Consider the following 18,372-nt stretch of genomic DNA (forward strand, 5'->3'; position numbering starts at 1 on the left):
TTCACGCCTTGTCCGCCGAATGACAACGCTTGAAGCGTGCCTCCAGGTTGCGGTCGGGCATGGCATGGGTGCGCAGCGCCGAAAGGGTCTGCTCGACATAGTCGCGGGTGGTGCCGTAGCGACCCTTGGCGCTGGCCAGGATATGGCTGAGCAAGGTGTCGGGCAGGTTGCCGGCATAGCACGGCAAGTGCCGCTCCAGCACGAAGCCCAGTGCCTGCACCTTGCTGCCGTCCTCGAGGCGGCAGTTGAGCCAGTGCGGACGGTACGCCGGGTACGGCATCTCGCGCTGCCACAGCGCCAGCAATGAATCCTCCAGGCGCTCTTCGGGCAGCCGATAGGCAAAGCCGCTGCACGAGCCACCACGGTCCAGACCGAACACCAGCCCCGGGCACTCCGGAGTGCCGCGGTGCTCGTGGGACCACAGGTACAGGCCGCGATGATAGCCATGCACGCGTGCGCGCCGGCGCTCGGCCGCGCTGCATTCCGGTCGCCAGATCAGCGAGCCATAGGCAAACAGCCAGACCGGGCCGCCCTGATGGCGGGACATGGTGTGATCAACCGATTGTCGAAGTTGCTCGTGGGTCAGTTGCTGACCGAAGTCGAGCACCGGAGGGTACGCCAAACTCGAGGGTGCAGTTTCAATTGCCGACATGATCGCCGCCAGAATTCCTCGTGAACTACTGAAGTGGCCCACTGTAAAGTCATTGCACTAACAATACATCGACCGTACGGCAGATGGCCGCTCGAATACAAGCCCCCGTTGCAAACAAAGCCCCCAGCACCGGGGCTTTCAGGCCTGCTGTTTCAAGTGTAGTAATAGTTTTTGGCGGTGCTTGCAATAATTAACGCGGCCAGCACTTATAACCAACGAGGCACAATCGGGTTATTTGAATCGGCGCGTTATTGCAACGCGCCGTTATTACCTAAGTTAGCCGCGCGGGGCATAAGCGAATACATCGGCGCGCATCTGGTGTGCGTCCATGCCAGCGTCCACCAGGGCATCGAGGGTGGCGTAGATCATGGTGGGCGAGCCACTGGCATACACGTGCACGCCCGCAAGGTCGGCAATGTCTTCGCAGACGGCCTCGTGCAGCAGTCCGCAGCGCCCCTCCCAGCCGCACAAGTCGCTCACTACCTTGTGCAGGAACAGGTTGGGCAGCGTTGCCCACTCGTCCCAGTGCTCGATCTGATAGAAGTCTTCCGGGCGGCGCACTCCCCAGTACAGGTGCACCGGGTGCTTGAAGCCGCTGGCCCGGCAATGTTCGATCAGGCTGTGCATCTGCGCCATGCCGGTACCGGCAGCAATCAGTACCAGCGGCCCGTCCGGCAGTTCGGCCAGGTGCGTGTCGCCAAACGGCAGCTCCACCCGCGCCATGCGGTTGCGCTGCAACTGTGCGATCAGTTCCAGTGCACTGCTCTCGCGGGCCAGCACGTGCAGCTCCAGGTCACGCCCGCTGTGTGGCGCCGAGGCCAGCGAGAACGCGGCCTTGTCGCCAGCTTCGCGCTCGATCATCAGGTACTGCCCGGCGTGGTAGCGCGGCGGCTTGCCGGCCGGCGCGCGCAGACGCACGCGCCACACGTCGCCGCCCACCTCGACACATTCGCTCAACTGGCAGGCCAGCTTGCGCACCGGCAGCTCGCCCAGGGCCAACACGCCATCCCACAGCAACACGCAATCCTCCAGCGGCTCGGCGATGCAGGTGTACAGCTCGCCATGGTCCTTCACCTCGCCATCCTGGCGCACACGGCCTTCCACCAGCAGTGCCGCGCACACATGGCAATTGCCATTGCGGCAGCTCTGCGGGCAGTCATAGCCCAGACGACGGGCCCCATCCAGTATGCGCTCACCAGGGTTCAGTGCCAGCACCGCCCCGGAGGGCTGCAAGGTAACCTGCATCAGTCTATTCCCAACTGTGTCCACAGCTCATCGATGCGTCGGGTGACGGCCTCGTCCTTGACGATGACACGCCCCCACTCGCGGGTGGTTTCGCCCGGCCACTTGTGGGTGGCATCCAGGCCCATCTTCGAGCCCAGGCCGGAAACCGGCGAGGCGAAGTCCAGGTAGTCGATCGGCGTGTTGTCGATCATCACGGTATCGCGCTTGGGGTCCATGCGCGTGGTGATGGCCCAGATCACGTCGTTCCAGTCCCGCGCGTTGATGTCGTCGTCGGTGACGATCACGAACTTGGTGTACATGAACTGGCGCAGGAACGACCACACCCCCAGCATCACGCGCTTGGCGTGCCCTGGGTACTGTTTTTTCATGGTGACCACCGCCATGCGGTACGAGCAGCCTTCAGGCGGCAGGTAGAAGTCGGTGATCTCGGGGAACTGCTTCTGCAGGATCGGCACGAACACTTCGTTCAGCGCCACGCCCAGAATCGCCGGCTCGTCAGGCGGACGCCCTGTGTAGGTGCTGTGATAGATCGGCTTGGTGCGGTGGGTGATGCGCTCCACGGTGAACACCGGGAAGCTGTCGACTTCGTTGTAGTAGCCGGTGTGATCGCCATACGGGCCTTCGGGCGCCATCTCGCCGGGGTGGATCACGCCTTCGAGGATGATCTCGGCGGTGGCGGGCACCTGCAGGTCATTGCCGCGGCACTTGACCAGCTCGGTACGGTTGCCGCGCAGCAGGCCGGCGAAGGCGTACTCGGACAGGCTGTCGGGCACCGGGGTCACCGCGCCGAGGATGGTCGCCGGGTCGGCGCCCAGTGCCACGGCCACCGGGAACGGCTGGCCAGGGTGCTTCTCGCACCACTCGCGGTAGTCCAGCGCGCCGCCACGGTGGCTCAACCAGCGCATGATGACCTTGTTGCGGGCGATGACCTGCTGGCGATAGATACCCAGATTCTGGCGGTCCTTGTTCGGACCTCGGGTCACGGTCAGGCCCCAGGTGATCAGCGGCGCCACGTCGCCCGGCCAGCAGTGCTGGATCGGCAGCGCGCCAAGATCGACGTCGTCCCCCTCGATCACCACGTCGTGGCAGGGCGCATCCTTGACCACCTTGGGCGCCATCGAGATGACCTTCTTGAAGATCGGCAGCTTCGACCAGGCGTCCTTCAGCCCCTTGGGCGGCTCGGGCTCCTTGAGGAAGGCCAGCAGCTTGCCGATCTCGCGCAATTCGCTGACCGACTCGGCGCCCATGCCCATGGCCACGCGCTCCGGGGTGCCGAACAGGTTGCCCAGCACCGGAATGTCGTAACCGGTAGGGTTCTCGAACAGCAACGCCGGGCCCTTGGCACGCAGGGTGCGGTCGCAGACCTCGGTCATTTCCAGGATCGGGGAGATGGGGACCTGAATGCGCTTGAGTTCGCCGCGCTGTTCCAGGCCGCGGATAAAGTCGCGCAAATCGCGATACTGCATGCGGGAGCCTCGTGTTCGCCGTAGCGGTCGGGGTGCAAAGTGTAGCGCCGAACCCCGCCCGCCAGAATAGACAATGTACAGATAGCAAAAAGCCGGGTTTCCCCGGCTCTTGCGTACCGCCCGTGTTACTTGCGCTTCATCGACAGGAAGAACTCGTCGTTGGTCTTGGTCTGCTTGAGCTTGTCGACCAGGAACTCGATGGCAGCGATCTCGTCCATCGGGTGCAGCAGCTTGCGCAGGATCCACATGCGCTGCAGCTCGTCGTCGGCGGTCAGCAGCTCTTCGCGACGGGTACCCGAACGGTTGATGTTGATGGCCGGGAACACGCGCTTCTCGGCAATGCGACGGTCCAGGGGCAGTTCCATGTTGCCGGTACCCTTGAACTCTTCGTAGATCACTTCGTCCATCTTCGAGCCGGTCTCGACCAGCGCGGTGGCGATGATGGTCAGCGAACCGCCTTCCTCGATGTTACGTGCAGCACCGAAGAAACGCTTCGGCTTCTCCAGGGCGTGGGCGTCGACACCACCGGTCAGCACCTTGCCGGAGCTCGGGATCACGGTGTTGTAGGCACGGGCCAGACGAGTGATCGAGTCGAGCAGGATGACCACGTCCTTCTTGTGCTCGACCAGGCGCTTGGCCTTCTCGATGACCATCTCGGCCACTTGCACGTGACGGGTTGGCGGCTCGTCGAAGGTGGAGGCGACCACTTCGCCGCGCACGGTGCGCTGCATCTCGGTCACTTCTTCCGGGCGCTCGTCGATCAGCAGCACGATCAGGTGGCACTCGGGGTTGTTGCGGGTGATGTTGGCCGCGATGTTCTGCAGCATGATGGTCTTGCCCGCTTTCGGCGGGGCGACGATCAGGCCGCGCTGGCCCTTGCCGATCGGCGCGCACAGGTCGATGACGCGACCGGTGAGGTCCTCGGTGGAACCGTTGCCGGCTTCCATCTTCAGGCGCTTGTTCGGGAACAACGGCGTCAGGTTTTCGAAGAGGATCTTGTTCTTCGCGTTTTCCGGACGGTCGTAGTTGATGGTGTCGACCTTGAGCAGCGCGAAGTAGCGCTCGCCTTCTTTGGGCGGGCGGATCTTGCCGACGATGGTGTCACCGGTACGCAGGTTGAAGCGACGAATCTGGCTGGGCGAGACATAGATGTCGTCCGGGCCGGCCAGGTACGAAGCGTCAGCCGAACGCAGGAAGCCGAAACCGTCCTGGAGAATCTCCAGCACGCCGTCACCGGAGATTTCCTCGCCGCTTTTCGCGTGCTTTTTCAACAGGGAGAAAATCACGTCCTGCTTGCGCGAACGGGCCATATTTTCTATGCCCATCTGTTCGGCCAATTCGAGCAGATCGGTAATCGGCTTTTGCTTGAGTTCAGTCAGATTCATAAGGGGAATGACGTAATCATGTAAGAAGGGGGAATTAAGCTTCTGGCTTAATGAAGCCGCGCCGCAGAGAAGGCGACAGGATCGCGTACTAATTCGAATTGAGGTGCGTCGGCGACGGCGTGCAGGGGGCACTGAAAGAAACAGTGCGAGGCCGAATGTATCACTTGCATTTTCTGGCGTCTAGTCACCAGACAGAGAAAAGCCCCGACGAATGCGGGGCTTTTTTCGACTCAGATATTGGCGTCGAGGAACGCCTGCAGCTGAGACTTGGACAATGCGCCGACCTTGGTCGCCTCGACATTGCCGTTCTTGAACAGCATCAGCGTCGGGATGCCACGCACGCCGTGCTTGGCTGGGGTTTCCTGGTTTTCGTCGATGTTCAGCTTGGCGACGGTCAGTTTGCCCTCGTAGGTAGCGGCGATGTCGTCCAGAACCGGAGCGATCATTTTGCATGGGCCGCACCATTCAGCCCAGTAGTCGACCAGCACCGGACCTTCAGCCTTGAGCACGTCGGCTTCGAAGGTGGCGTCGGTGACGTGTTTGATAAGATCGCTGCTCATGGAAGTCTCCAAGGTCGTAAGCAAAAAAACGTGGCCCATCATAGCCGCCATCGCCGTAGACAGGAAGCCACGCGCGATTGACTGTAACTATAGTTGTGCGAGACGTTGCATATCGACTGTCACACAAAAGTCATAAAAAAGACTCGCAACTGCGTCAGGTCAAGCCTTGCCACACTGCGCGTTGGCGTCGGCGGCGGATCGTGGCACGATTGCCGGGTTATCGACCGAGAACCCATCACCATGCCGCAAAACCCAGCCAAGAATCTGTCCCTGATAGCCGCCATCGACCTGGGCTCCAACAGTTTTCACATGGTCGTGGCCAAGGCCCACCACAACGACATTCGCATCCTGGAGCGGTTGGGGGAAAAGGTTCAGCTGGCCGCCGGCATCGACGAAGAGCGCCAGCTCAGCGAAGAGTCCATGCAACGCGGGCTCGACTGCCTCAAGCGCTTCGCCCAGCTGATCAACGGCATGCCTGACGGCGCGGTGCGCATCGTCGGCACCAACGCCTTGCGCGAAGCGCGCAACCGCGGCGAATTCATCCGCCGCGCCGAAGCCATTCTCGGACACCCGGTGGAGGTGATTTCCGGCCGTGAAGAAGCACGCCTGATCTACCTGGGCGTCTCCCATACCCTCGCCGACACCCCCGGCAAGCGCCTGGTGGCCGACATCGGCGGCGGCAGTACCGAATTCATCATCGGCCAGCGCTTCGAGCCCCTGCTACGCGAAAGCCTGCAGATGGGCTGCGTGAGCTTCACCCAGCGTTACTTTCGCGACGGCAAGATCACCCCGGCGCGCTATGCCCAGGCCTACACCGCCGCGCGCCTGGAGCTGATGAGCATCGAGAATGCCCTGCACCGCCTGACCTGGGATGAAGCCATCGGCTCCTCTGGCACCATCCGCGCCATCGGCCTGGCCCTGAAGGCCGGCGGCATGGGCAATGGCGAGGTCAACGCCGAAGGTCTGGCCTGGCTCAAGCGCAAACTGTTCAAGCTGGGCGATACCGACAAGATCGACTTCGAAGGGGTCAAGCCCGACCGGCGCACCATCTTCCCGGCGGGCCTGGCGATCCTGGAGGCGATCTTCGACGCGCTGGAACTGCAACGCATGGACCACTGCGAAGGTGCCCTGCGCGAAGGCGTGCTGTACGACCTGCTGGGCCGCCACCACCACGAAGACGTGCGCGAGCGCACCCTGACCTCGCTGATGGAGCGCTACCACGTCGACCAGGGCCAGGCGGCACGGGTCGAGCGCAAGGCGCTGCATGCCTTCGACCAGGTGGCCAAGGCGTGGGATCTTGAAGACGGGATCTGGCGCGAACTGCTGGGCTGGGCGGCCAAGGTGCACGAAGTGGGACTGGACATCGCCCACTATCATTACCACAAGCACGGCGCCTACCTGATCGAGCACTCCGACCTGGCCGGCTTCTCCCGTGAAGACCAGCAGATGCTGGCACTGCTGGTGCGCGGGCACCGGCGCAACATCCCCAAGGACAAGTTCGCCGAATTCGGCGACGACGGCGTGAAGCTGATTCGTCTGTGCGTGCTGCTGCGCTTCGCGATCCTGTTCCACCACATCCGCGGCACCCAGCAGATGCCGACGGTCAAGCTGCATGCCGCCGGCCAGAGCCTGGATGTGGAGTTCCCGGCCGGCTGGCTGGAACAGAACCAGCTGACCCAGGCCGATTTCGGCCTGGAAGCCGAATGGCTGGCCCGGGTCGGCTTTACCCTCAGCGTACGATAAGCACCGGGTTGCTCAGGCGCTCGAGCAGAGTGGCCTGGGCACTGCGCGGGTTCTGGTTGCCGGTCGGCGTGCTGCGCACATAGCGGCCGTCCGACTGCAGCAGCCACGCGTGGGTGTTGTCGGTCAGGTACCCCTCCAGCTCCTTCTTCACCCGCAGGATCAGCTTCTTGCCCTCCACCGGGAAGCAGGTCTCGACACGCTTGTCGAGGTTGCGCTCCATCCAGTCGGCACTGGAAAGGAACATCTGCTCTTCCCCGCCATTGAGGAAGTAGAACGCCCGGGTGTGTTCCAGGAAGCGCCCGATGATCGAGCGCACGTGGATGTTGTGCGAAACGCCCGGAATGCCCGGACGCAGGCAGCACATGCCACGCACCACCAGGTCGATGCGCACGCCCGACTGGCTGGCCTTGTACAACGCCTTGATGATCTTGGGGTCGGTCAGCGAGTTGAACTTGGCGATGATGTGCGCCGGCTTGCCTTCCAGGGCGAACTGGGTCTCGCGCGCGATCATGTCGAGCATGCCCTTCTTGAGGGTGAACGGCGCGTGCAGCAGCTTCTTCATGCGCAGGGTCTTGCCCATGCCGATCAGCTGGCTGAACAGCTTGCCGACGTCCTCGCACAAGGCGTCGTCGGAGGTCAGCAGGCTGTAGTCGGTGTACAGGCGGGCGTTGCCGGCGTGGTAGTTGCCGGTACCCAGGTGCGCATAACGCACGATCTCGCCGGCCTCGCGCCGCAGAATCAGCATCATCTTGGCGTGGGTCTTGAACCCGACCACGCCATAGATCACCACCGCACCCGCCGCTTGCAGGCGGCTGGCCATCTGCAGGTTGGACTCTTCGTCGAAACGCGCGCGCAGTTCGATCACTGCGGTGACCTCCTTGCCGTTACGCGCCGCATCCACCAGCGCGTCGACGATCTCGGAGTTGGCGCCGCTGCGGTACAGGGTCTGGCGCACGGCCAGCACGTGCGGGTCTTTCGCCGCCTGACGCAGCAGGTCGACCACCGGGGTGAACGACTCGAAGGGGTGCATCAGCAGGATGTCCTGCTTGCTGATGACACTGAAAATGTTCTCGCTGTTCTGCAACAGCTTGGGAATTGCCGGGGTGAACGGGGTGTACTGCAGCTCCGGGTGGCTGTCCAGGCTGGTGATGCTGAACAGGCGCGTGAGGTTGACCGGGCCATTGACCTGATACACCTCGTGCTCGCTCAGGCTGAACTGCTTGAGCAGGTAATCGGACAGGTGCTTGGGACAGGTATCGGCCACTTCCAGGCGCACCGCATCGCCATAGCGACGCGAGAACAGCTCGCCACGCAGGGCACGGGCCAGGTCTTCGACGTCCTCGGAGTCCAGCGCCAGGTCGGCGTTGCGGGTCAGACGGAACTGGTAGCAGCCCTTGACCTTCATGCCCTGGAACAGGTCGTCGGCGTGCGCATGGATCATCGACGACAGGAACACGTAGTTGTCGCCGGGGCCACCGACGTCTTCCGGCACCTTGATCACCCGCGGCAGCAGACGCGGCGCCGGAATGATCGCCAGGCCCGAATCACGGCCGAACGCATCGATGCCTTCGAGCTCGACGATGAAGTTCAGGCTCTTGTTCACCAGCAGCGGGAACGGGTGGGTCGGGTCCAGGCCGATCGGGGTAATGATCGGTGCGATCTCGTCGCGGAAGTAGCGGCGCACCCAGGTCTTGAGCTTGGTGGTCCAGTGACGCCGGCGGATGAAGCGAATCTGGTGCTTTTCCAGCTCCGGCAGCAGCACGTCGTTGAGGATCGCGTACTGGCGGTCCACTTCGCTGTGCACCAGCTCGCTGATGCGCGCCAGCGCCTGGTGCGGCTGCAGGCCGTCGGCGCCGGCCTGCTCGCGAGCGAAAGTGATCTGCTTCTTCAGGCCCGCCACACGAATTTCGAAGAACTCATCCAGGTTGCTGGAAAAGATCAGCAGGAACTTCAGTCGCTCCAGCAGCGGGTAGGACTCGTCCAGCGCCTGCTCCAGCACGCGGATGTTGAACTGCAGCTGGGACAATTCGCGATGGATGTACAGGCTGCTGTCGTCCAGGCCCGGCACGGCAATCGCCGGCACCGCCGGGGCCGGAGCCACCACGGGCGCCTCGGCTTCGACCACCGGCGCGGGCTCGAGGTCCGGCGGGGTTTCGACCAGTTGCTCGGGCACCGGCTGGGCATCCTTCACTTCGACTTCGGTAAGTGCTTCGTTATTCATCTAGCGTTCCTGAAGGGCGTTACTGCCCTCTCATCAATTGTGCGGCGCGAACAGCGAAATAGGTCAGGATGCCGTCGGCGCCCGCCCGTTTGAAAGCGGTGAGGGATTCGAGGATAACCCCTTCCGAGAGCCAGCCGTTCTGGATCGCGGCCATGTGCATCGCGTACTCGCCACTGACCTGGTAGACGAAGGTCGGCACCTTGAACTCGTCCTTGACCCGCGCAAGGATATCCAGATACGGCATGCCTGGCTTGACCATTACCATGTCGGCGCCTTCGGACAGGTCGGCGGCCACTTCATGCAGGGCCTCGTTGGTGTTGGCCGGGTCCATCTGGTACGAGGCCTTGTTGGCCTTGCCCAGGTTCAGCGCCGAGCCGACCGCGTCGCGGAACGGGCCGTAGTAGGCGCTGGCATACTTGGCCGAGTAGGCCATGATGCGCACGTTGACATGACCGGCCAGCTCCAGGGCTTCACGGATCGCCTGGATCCGCCCGTCCATCATGTCCGACGGGGCCACCACCTGGGCGCCGGCCTCGGCATGCGACAGCGCCTGGCGCACCAGGGCGTCGACGGTGATGTCGTTCTGGACGTAGCCTTCCTCGTCGAGGATACCGTCCTGGCCGTGGGTGGTGAACGGGTCCAGTGCCACGTCGGTGATCACCCCCAGCTCCGGGAAGCGGTCGCGCAGGGCGCGGGTGGCGCGCTGGGCAATACCGTCCGGGTTGTAGGCTTCGGCGCCATCCAGCGACTTCCTGTCCAGCGGGGTCACCGGGAACAGGGCCAGGGCCGGAATACCCAGCTTCACCCACTCCTCGGCGGCCTGCAGTAGCAGGTCGATGCTCAGGCGCTCCACGCCCGGCATCGAGGCGACTTCCTCGCGACGGTTTTCGCCGTCCAGCACGAAAACCGGCAGGATCAGGTCGTCAACAGTCAGTGTGGTTTCGCGCACCAGGCGACGGGAAAAGTCGTCACGGCGGTTGCGACGCAGGCGAGTGGCAGGAAACAAACGGTTAGCGGGGGTAAAGCTCACGGCAGACTCCTGAGCCCGCGCAGGCGGGCGAGCGCGACAGTTATAAGCAGCCATTATGACGCCCGTATGACGACCTGAGGCAACCCTGCGACTTATGGACGCATTCATTCTCCTTGTAGGAAATGTTCACGTCGAGACACATTTGGACACTTTCCCTAAAGCCTCCCAGGGGGTAGGCTGCGCGTTCATTTCGCCAGCACCCAGAAAATGCTTGAACAATTCCTGCAGGATTTCGGCTATTTTGCCCTTTTTCTAGGCACCTTTTTTGAAGGTGAGACCATACTGGTTCTCGCCGGATTTCTTGCGTTCCGTGGCTACATGGATATCAACATGGTGGTGCTGGTTGCCTTCTTCGGCAGCTATGCCGGCGACCAGCTGTGGTACTTCATGGGGCGTCGTCACGGGCGCAAGCTGCTGGCGCGCAAGCCGCGCTGGCAGATGATGGGGGACCGTGCGCTGGAGCACATCCGCCGCCACCCCGACATCTGGGTGCTGAGTTTCCGTTTCGTCTACGGCCTGCGCACGGTGATGCCCGTTGCCATCGGCCTGTCCGGCTACCCGCCGCGCCGCTACCTGCTGCTCAACGGCATCGGTGCCGCAGTATGGGCACTGGCCCTGGGCGCGGCCGCCTACCACTTCGGCGCCATCCTCGAAGGGCTGCTGGGCAACGTGAAGAAGTACGAGCTGTGGGTACTCGGTGCCCTGGTGGTACTGGGCGCCCTGCTGTGGCTGCGCCGGCGCTTCAAGGCCGCCCGCATTGCCCGCCAGGAAGCCGCCGAGGCCCAGGCCGAACTGGCACGGGCCCAGGCCCGGGAGCAGCCCACTGGCGAAGGTGGCGACCGGCCATAGGCCTGGCTGCTCGCTCTCACGACTGAACACTCCCCCTGCATTGCGATCTATGTAGAGAGCCTGGCGAGAATGGCCAAATCAGGGGACATTTAGCGCCTTGAACGGGAGTAGTGAGCATGACCAAGAAAAAAGTTGCGGTGATCCTTTCCGGTTGCGGTGTGTACGACGGTGCCGAAATTCACGAGAGCGTCATCACCCTGCTGCGCCTTGACCAGCGTGGCGCCCAGGTGCAGTGCTTTGCACCGAACATCGCGCAGATGCATGTGATCAACCACCTTACCGGCGAAGAGATGCCCGAAACGCGCAACGTGCTGGTGGAGTCGGCGCGCATTGCGCGCGGCGAGGTCAAGGACCTGCGTGAAGCGAATGCGGACGACTTCGACGCACTGATCGTGCCCGGTGGCTTCGGCGCTGCGAAAAACCTCTCCAACTTCGCCGTGGAAGGCGACAAATGCTCGGTCAACCCCGATGTGCTCGCACTGGCCGAAGCCTTCGCCGAAGCGGGCAAGCCGGTGGGCCTGATCTGCATTTCGCCGGCCCTGGCGGCCAAGATCTACGGGCCAGGCGTGGTCTGCACCATCGGCAACGATGCCGACACCAGCGCGGCCGTGGTCAAGATGGGCGGCACCCATGAAGAATGCGATGTGCACGACATCGTCGAAGACACTCAGCGCAAGCTGGTCAGCACCCCCGCCTACATGCTGGCGCAGAGCATCGGCGAGGCGGCGGGCGGGATCTACAAGCTGGTCGACCGGGTGCTGGAACTGACCCACGAGGCCGACTGAGGCATCACTGCGGGTAGGCGCGTGCCAACCGCGTGAGAATGCGGTCCAGCGCATTGGCGAAGGCCTGTTTCTCACGCTCGCCGTAGGGCGCCTGCCCACCACCGACCTGGCCCTGCTCGCGCAGGTCGGTGAACAGGTTGCGCACCGCCAGCCGCTCGCCCATGTTGCGCTCGTCGAATTCGCGACCACGCGGATCGAGCGCGGCCACCCCCTTCTTGACCAGCCGATCGGCCAGTGGCACATCGCTGCAGATCACCAACTCGCCGGGCACGGCGTGTTCCACCAGGTAGTCGTCGGCAGCATCCGGCCCGCTGGGCACCACGATGAGCCTGACGCAGGCAAAGGCCGGCTTGATCTGGCCCTGGCCGGCGACCAGCACCACCTCGAACTGGCGCTTGAGGGCAAATTTGACCAGTTGGTCCTTGGCCGCCTTGGGGCAGGCATCGGCGTCGATCCAGACACGCATGGTTGGGTTATCCACCGCAAAGAGAACAAGGCGCACAGTATCCCTGCATTGGCGCGGCGTTGCAGCATTCGCCGACAAGCCAGCGCAGGGGCCCTCGATCAGTGCACCGAAACCCGCCGCCCTGCCAGCCAGCTGCGCCCGTACAACACCGCAATGGCCACCAGCGCCAACGCCTGCGCGGCCAGTGAATACGCATCGGCATGAATCCCCAGCCAGTCGAAGTCGAAGAACGCCACCGGCCGCGTACCGAACACCCCCGCCTCCTGCAACGCCTTCACCCCATGCCCGGCGAACACCACCGACAACGCGCACAGCAGCGCCGCGTTGATGCTGAAGAACAGCGACAGCGGCAACTTCGCCGACCCGCGCAGAATCACCCACGCCAGACCCACCAGCAGCACCAGCGCCGTCGCCCCGCCGGCCAGCACCGCATCGTGCGCCGCAGGCCCGGCCTGCAGCCACAGGGTTTCGTAGAACAGGATCACCTCGAACAGTTCGCGGTAAACCGAAAAGAACGCCAGCACGGCAAAGCCGAAGCGGCCGCCGCCCCCCACCAGGCTGCTTTTGATGTAGTCCTGCCAGGCCGCCGCATGGCGCCGGTCGTGCATCCACACCCCCAGCCACAGCACCATCACGCAGGCGAACAGGGCGGTGCAGCCCTCCAGCAGTTCACGCTGTGCGCCCCCCACGTCGATCACGTAGGCAGCCAATGCCCAGGTGGCAAAGCCCGCCACCAGGGCCAGCGCCCACCCCACGTTGACGCTGCGCACCGCCGACTGCTGCCCGGTATTGCGCAGGAAGGCCAGAATCGCCGCCAGCACCAGGATTGCCTCCAGCCCCTCGCGCAGCAGAATCAGCAGGCCGGAGATGAAGCTCAGCGACCAACTCAGGCCATCGCCACCCAGCAGCTTGGCCGATGCTTCGAGCTTGGCCTTGGCCGCCGCCAGGCGTTGCGTCACCTGCTCCACCGGCAAGCCGTCCTGCAACCCCTGGCGGTAGGCCATCAGGTCCTTTTCGGTGTTCTTGCGCAGGTTGGCATCGACGTTGTCCAGGGCGCTTTCCACCAGCTCGAAGCCCTCCAGGTACGCCGCCACCGACAGGTCGTAGGCCTGCTCGTGGTCGCCGGCACGATAGGCGGCCAGGCTCTGTTCGAGGGTGGTGGCGGTGTAGTCGATCAGTTGGCCAGGGCCGCGTTGCGCCGCTGGCGGCTTGGCGCGCTGGGCGCGAAAGGCGGCCGCCGCCTCGCCACCCTGGGTGTCACGCACCTGCGCCGGGGTGAGCTGCGCCAGCTCGGCCAGGCTGAAGCGCCGGTCGGCCTGCACAGCACCAGGCTCGGCGCTGAAGCCGGCAATGTAGCTGGCCACATCCCAGCGCTGGCGCTCGTCGAGCTGGTCGGCGAACGCCGGCATGTCGCTGCCCTCGATGCCCTGCTCCATCACCCGGTACAGCTCGGCCAGGCTCAGGGTGTCGAGCCGCGCCGCCTGGCGCAGATCGCCCGGCGGTGGTTCCAGCCCCAACCCCGCAGGCCCATCGCCGGCGCCGCCGTCACCGTGGCACACCGAACAGTGCTGGGCGTACAGCGGTGCACCGCGGGCCGGGTCCGGGGTAATCACCGGCGCTAGCGGCGCGGCACTGCTCAAGGCACTGCCGAGGGCCAGCAGCGGCCCTAGCAGCCAGGCGAACACACGGGGGCGGGGCGTCATGGGAGCCAATCTCGAACAGGAATGAGGAGGATTGCATTGTTCACTTCCACTTGCGCCGGCTCAAGCACCACCCGGAAGTTTCATGAAAAATTTTGAAACAAGTTTATCTCCTACCCCGGGAATCGACTTATTCCTACACCGCACGGGAAATGTGACTACTGGCACATCCAAGAAAAAATGCAGCACAAGGCCATTAATTAGCCAGTCATTGCGTCTATAATGCCGCGCCTTTCGTTATAGCGAATGGAAATACAGGCTCCTCTGCTAAGAGGATTTGGAACTAGCGTCCAAAGGGATCACCGCCACTCGCCGGCGCCTAACGTCACTTTTCAGGGAAGAGATTCAAGATGGCCTCCCGTGTCCTCACCGTCGCCACGCTGTGCGCGATCGTCCAACTGACGGGCTGCGCAGCGTTTCGCAGCTACGACAGCGAACTCCAGGAAACCAACCAGCAGCTGGCCAGCGGCAACGTCGACGCGGCCCTGGCCCTGCTGGAAAAGAACAACAAGGGTGAGGACAAGGACCTTCTCTACTACTTCGAGAAAGGCGAACTGCTGCGCTCCAAGGGCGACCTGAGCGGTAGCCAGGATGCCTGGCGCGAAGCCGATAGCGTGGTGTTCAAGTGGGAAGAGTCGGTGAAGCTGGACACCGCCAAGTACCTGAGCCAGTTCGGCAGCTACCTGGTCAACGACAAGGTGCGCCGCTACGAAGGCTACGACTACGAAAAAGTCATGCTGACCACCCAGATGGCCCTGAACCTGCTGGCGCAGAATGATTTCGACGGTGCCCGCACCGAAATCAAGAAAACCCACGAACGTGAGGCCGTGATCGCCGAGCTGCGCGACAAGGAATACCTCAAGCGCGAAGAAGAGGCCGAGAAGGAAGGCGTCAAGACCGAGTACAAGGACCTGCAGGGCTACCCGGTGGCCGCCCTGGACGCGCCTGAAGTGGTCGGCCTGAAGAACAGCTACCAGAGTGCGTTCAGCCACTACCTGTCCGGCTACGTATACGAAGCACTGGGCGAAAAAGGCCTGGCTGCACCGGGCTACCGCAAGGCGGCCGAACTGCGCCCGAACACCGCGCTGCTCGAGCGTGCGCTGCTCGACCTCGACAAGCCTGCCGCCAAGGGCGCCGACAGCGACGTGCTGATCGTGGTGCAGAGCGGCCTGGCGCCGGCCCGCGACTCGGTGCGCATCCCCCTGCCCCTGCCAATCAGCGGCAATCTGGTGATCACCCCGCTGTCGTTCCCGATCATCAAGGAAGACACCTCCACCGCGCACTTCAGCGAGATCTACCTGAACGACAAGACGCTCTCGCTGACCGCGCTCAACAGCACCACCGCCATGTCGCGCCGCGCGCTGCGTGACGACATGCCAGGCATCATCCTGCGCACCAGCGTGCGCGCCATCACCCGTGGCGTGGCGCAAAAGCAGCTCAACGACGTCAACCCGCTGGCTGGTCTGGCCGTGGGCATCGCCTCGGCCGTCACCGAAGGCGCCGACACCCGCACCTGGCGCACCCTGCCGGACGACACCCTGGTTGCCCGCGTGCGCCTGGCCCAGGGCGAGCACCAGCTGAGCCTGCCGTCGAACCTGGGCGGCAGCAAGATCGCCGTGAAGATCGATCGCCCCTATCAGGTCGTGGCCCTGCGCGTCGTGGGCAACCGCGTCTACGCCGGTGGCCCGGCCCTGCAAGTCACCCAGCCTGCGCCGGCCGCCGCCGTCGCCAGCCTCAAGTAAGCCAAGGAATCGCCATGCGCCTCAAGCTTCTCGCCGCGCTCGCCACCGCCACCCTGCTGGCCGGCTGCGCCACCCCACCACCGCCCGCACCGGGCAGCGCCGCCAGCAAGGTGGTCGTGATGGGCAAACTGAGCAACATCGATATCGGCCCGATGCGGGTTGCCCGCGAAAACGGCTTCATGACCGTCAAGGTCTCGCTGACCAACACCAGCCGCAGCAACAAGACGATGTTCTATCGCTTTGCCTGGCTGGGCAACGACGGCTTCCCGGTCGCCAGCGAAGAAAGCTGGAAGACCCTGAGCCTGTACGGCTCGCAGTCCACCGTACTGCCAGCGATTGCCCCGGTCCCCCAGGCCACTGACTTCCGCATTGAAGTCCAGGCCCAGTAATTTTCAATTTTCAGGAGATGCTCAACATGATGTTCGCTCGTTTTTCCCTGCTGGCCGTAGTGGTCGCGCTGGCCAGCGGCTGCGCCAACAACTCCCCTGTACTGGGCGGCAAGAACATTGGCTACGGCGACAGCAAGGCCGTTGAACTGGTCACCAACGAGTTCGGTTCCACCGACCTGCAGATGATCGCCGAAAGCATGACCCGCTCGCTGGCCCAGTCCGGCATCCTGCAGGGCCGTCCGGTGGTTCAGGTCTACGACGTGAAGAACAAGACCAGCGAGTACATCGATACCCGCGAGATCACCACCTCGATCAAGACCCAGCTGATGAAGACCGGCACCGCCCGCTTCGCCAGCGACAACAACCAGATGCAGAGCCAGGTCGACCAGCTCAAGCTGCAGAACCAGAGCGGCCTGTACAAGAAGAACACCGTGGCCAAGACCGGCAACATGATCGCTGCCAAATACCGCCTGGAAGGGTCGATCAGCTCGATCGTCAAGCGCAGCAGCGACTACAAGGACGTGTTCTACAAGTTCAGCCTGCAGCTGATCGACGTGGAAAGCGGCCTGGCCGAGTGGATGGACGAAAAAGAAATCCGCAAGACCACGGAGCGCTAAGCAATGCGTGCATGGATGGGCATCATCGGCCTGGCTTGCGCGTTCGGCGTGCAAGCGGCCCCCAAGGTAGCGGTCACCGACCTGGCTTATCAGGAGCGCGTGGAGCAGTACATCCACATGGTCTCGGCGAGCAGCAACTCGAATGCGAGCATGTACCACGCCAACGCGTCGTCCAGCTACAGCGAGTTCGAAAGCAGCCAGAGCTACATCGAGCAGACCGAGCTGCGCAAGTTCAGCGGTGACATCAAGGGCGAGATCCTCAAGTCCGGCATGTTCCAGCTGGTGCAGGGCACGCCGTACACGGCCAAGGCCAAGCAGGACGTGTATGACGTGATCGCGCGGATCAAGGCGGGCAACTACAAGGGCGCCGACTACGTACTGTTCGGCACCCTGTCGGATATCGACTTCCAGCGCGATATCACCTCGATCGACAACACCAACAGCTACTCGGCGATCCTGGGCCTGACCCTGGTGGCCGATTTCAGCCTGATCAACACCCGTACCTACGAGATCACCTCGGCGTTCACCGCCATGGGTGAAGGCCAGGACACCAAGCTGGTGAACAGCCAGGACGTGCGGGTCAGCCTGAACCGTCCGCGGGTGGTGCGTGAAGTGTCCAAGGAACTGGGCATGGATGTGGCCAGACAGCTCAAGGAGCAGCTGGTGGGTGTGATGCCGGATCAGGAACGTGCGCCGATGCGCAACAACCTGCCGCCGGATGAACCGGCGCAGATCTTGCGCTGAGCATGCAAAAGGCGACCCTCGGGTCGCCTTTTTTATTGGGTGTCTGTGCTGGCCTCTTCGCCGGCAACGCCGGCTCCCACAAGAACAGTGGTGACCCGCGATGGAAGGCGCAGCCTTCCGGTCTTAGACCGGCGCCCGGCGAATGGTCGCCAGCAATGTCGCCGCACCCAGGAACAACCCGGCAAACGTGCGGTTCATTCGCCGCTGCTGCCGGGGCGTGCGCAACAGGCGCAGCACCCGCGCCGCCAACCCGGTATAACCCGCCATCACCAGCAGGTCCACCGCCACCATGGTGCCGGCGATCGTCAGGTACTGCGGCAGCAGCTCGGCATGCGGATTGATGAACTGCGGCAGCACCGCAAGCATGAAGATCAGCGCCTTGGGGTTGCTGACGTTGACCAGAAAACCACGGAACACCAGGCTCAGCGGCTTGCCGATGGGGCGTACCGTCGAGTCGTCGGCCAGGTCTGCCGGCAGCGCTCGCCACTGTTTCACGGCCAGGTAGATCAGGTAGGCAACGCCAAACCATTTGATGACCTGGAACGCGGTAGCCGAGGCAGCGAGTACCGCGCCCACGCCGGCGGCAATGATCGCGATCTGCATCACCAGCCCCAACTGCAGGCCCAGCGCGTTCCAGTAGCCGCGCCAGAAGCCGTACTGCAGGCCGCAGGACATGGACGCAATGGCCCCCGCCCCCGGCGAAAGACTGATTACCCAACAGGCAGCAAAAAAAGCCAACCACGTTTCCAGCGACATCACACACCTCGGCCCGGACCCT

16 protein-coding genes and 1 pseudogene are annotated in these 18,372 nt (G+C 63.5%); 7 read left to right on the forward strand and 10 right to left on the reverse strand.

What is annotated here, in order from left to right; genetic code table 11:
- Position 1: 1 nt before the first annotated feature.
- The 5 genes from KH389_RS25950 to trxA form a co-directional block, all read right to left on the reverse strand.
- Positions 2-652 carry a gamma-glutamylcyclotransferase gene (locus KH389_RS25950; protein ID WP_043863394.1) on the reverse strand — a complete coding sequence of 217 codons (651 nt, stop codon included), beginning with the start codon at positions 650-652 and terminating at the stop codon, positions 2-4.
- Between the two features lie 276 nt (positions 653-928).
- Positions 929-1,897, reverse strand: coding sequence for a CDP-6-deoxy-delta-3,4-glucoseen reductase (locus tag KH389_RS25955; protein WP_043863393.1), 969 nt, complete (start codon positions 1,895-1,897; stop codon positions 929-931).
- A complete protein-coding gene (ubiD, locus tag KH389_RS25960) occupies positions 1,897-3,363 on the reverse strand; it encodes a 4-hydroxy-3-polyprenylbenzoate decarboxylase (protein WP_054915496.1) in 1,467 nt (488 codons plus the stop codon). Before ubiD ends, KH389_RS25955 begins: the two co-directional genes overlap by 1 nt.
- Positions 3,364-3,488: 125 nt before the next feature.
- A complete protein-coding gene (rho, locus tag KH389_RS25965) occupies positions 3,489-4,748 on the reverse strand; it encodes a transcription termination factor Rho (RefSeq protein ID WP_043863391.1) in 1,260 nt (419 codons plus the stop codon).
- Positions 4,749-4,978: 230 nt separating this feature from the next.
- Positions 4,979-5,308 (reverse strand): thioredoxin TrxA, encoded by a 330-nt coding sequence (trxA, locus tag KH389_RS25970; protein WP_043863390.1) that lies wholly within the window; start codon positions 5,306-5,308, stop codon positions 4,979-4,981.
- A gap of 240 nt (positions 5,309-5,548) precedes the next feature.
- On the opposite strand from trxA, the gene ppx reads away from it, so the two are divergent.
- Entirely contained in the window at positions 5,549-7,051 is a 1,503-nt protein-coding gene (gene ppx / locus KH389_RS25975; RefSeq protein ID WP_043863389.1) for an exopolyphosphatase, read from the forward strand.
- On the opposite strand, the gene ppk1 is transcribed toward ppx, so the two are convergent.
- Both ppk1 and hemB read right to left on the reverse strand, forming a co-directional pair.
- Positions 7,038-9,272, reverse strand: a complete 2,235-nt coding sequence (gene ppk1, locus KH389_RS25980) for a polyphosphate kinase 1 (protein WP_043863388.1) — start codon at positions 9,270-9,272, stop codon at positions 7,038-7,040. The genes ppx and ppk1 overlap by 14 nt on opposite strands.
- A gap of 19 nt (positions 9,273-9,291) precedes the next feature.
- Entirely contained in the window at positions 9,292-10,302 is a 1,011-nt protein-coding gene (hemB, locus tag KH389_RS25985) for a porphobilinogen synthase (RefSeq protein WP_043863387.1), read from the reverse strand.
- A 207-nt stretch (positions 10,303-10,509) separates the two neighbouring features.
- Here hemB and KH389_RS25990 point away from each other — a divergent pair, with 207 nt between their 5' ends.
- Positions 10,510-11,151 (forward strand): DedA family protein, encoded by a 642-nt coding sequence (locus KH389_RS25990; protein WP_213606516.1) that lies wholly within the window; start codon positions 10,510-10,512, stop codon positions 11,149-11,151.
- Between the two features lie 116 nt (positions 11,152-11,267).
- Positions 11,268-11,936 carry an isoprenoid biosynthesis glyoxalase ElbB gene (gene elbB, locus KH389_RS25995; protein WP_043863385.1) on the forward strand — a complete coding sequence of 223 codons (669 nt, stop codon included), beginning with the start codon at positions 11,268-11,270 and terminating at the stop codon, positions 11,934-11,936.
- A gap of 4 nt (positions 11,937-11,940) precedes the next feature.
- On the opposite strand, the gene KH389_RS26000 is transcribed toward elbB, so the two are convergent.
- Positions 11,941-12,402: a YaiI/YqxD family protein gene (locus KH389_RS26000; protein WP_043863384.1), complete on the reverse strand. Its 462-nt coding sequence runs from the start codon at positions 12,400-12,402 to the stop codon at positions 11,941-11,943.
- Between the two features lie 98 nt (positions 12,403-12,500).
- A pseudogene (locus tag KH389_RS26005) lies at positions 12,501-14,018 on the reverse strand (FTR1 family protein); the annotation flags it as partial.
- A gap of 434 nt (positions 14,019-14,452) precedes the next feature.
- On the opposite strand from KH389_RS26005, the gene KH389_RS26010 reads away from it, so the two are divergent.
- Genes KH389_RS26010 through KH389_RS26025 form a run of 4 tightly spaced genes read left to right on the forward strand, consistent with a single transcriptional unit; the run spans position 14,453 to position 17,594 of the window.
- Positions 14,453-15,844 (forward strand): COG3014 family protein, encoded by a 1,392-nt coding sequence (locus KH389_RS26010; RefSeq protein WP_054915494.1) that lies wholly within the window; start codon positions 14,453-14,455, stop codon positions 15,842-15,844.
- Between the two features lie 14 nt (positions 15,845-15,858).
- On the forward strand, positions 15,859-16,233 hold the full coding sequence (locus KH389_RS26015; RefSeq protein WP_043863382.1) for a YcfL family putative periplasmic lipoprotein: 375 nt from the start codon (positions 15,859-15,861) through the stop codon (positions 16,231-16,233).
- A 29-nt stretch (positions 16,234-16,262) separates the two neighbouring features.
- On the forward strand, positions 16,263-16,850 hold the full coding sequence (lpoB, locus tag KH389_RS26020; RefSeq protein WP_043863467.1) for a penicillin-binding protein activator LpoB: 588 nt from the start codon (positions 16,263-16,265) through the stop codon (positions 16,848-16,850).
- A 3-nt stretch (positions 16,851-16,853) separates the two neighbouring features.
- Positions 16,854-17,594, forward strand: a complete 741-nt coding sequence (locus tag KH389_RS26025) for a hypothetical protein (protein WP_043863381.1) — start codon at positions 16,854-16,856, stop codon at positions 17,592-17,594.
- 123 nt (positions 17,595-17,717) lie between these two features.
- Here KH389_RS26025 and KH389_RS26030 read toward each other — a convergent pair whose 3' ends face one another.
- The gene (locus KH389_RS26030) at positions 17,718-18,350 is read right to left on the reverse strand and encodes a LysE family transporter (RefSeq protein ID WP_043863380.1); all 633 of its coding nucleotides are present in this window, start codon (positions 18,348-18,350) and stop codon (positions 17,718-17,720) included.
- Between the last annotated feature and the right edge of the window lie 22 nt (positions 18,351-18,372).

Source organism: Pseudomonas qingdaonensis, assembly GCF_018398475.1.
Lineage (GTDB): Bacteria > Pseudomonadota > Gammaproteobacteria > Pseudomonadales > Pseudomonadaceae > Aquipseudomonas > Aquipseudomonas palmensis.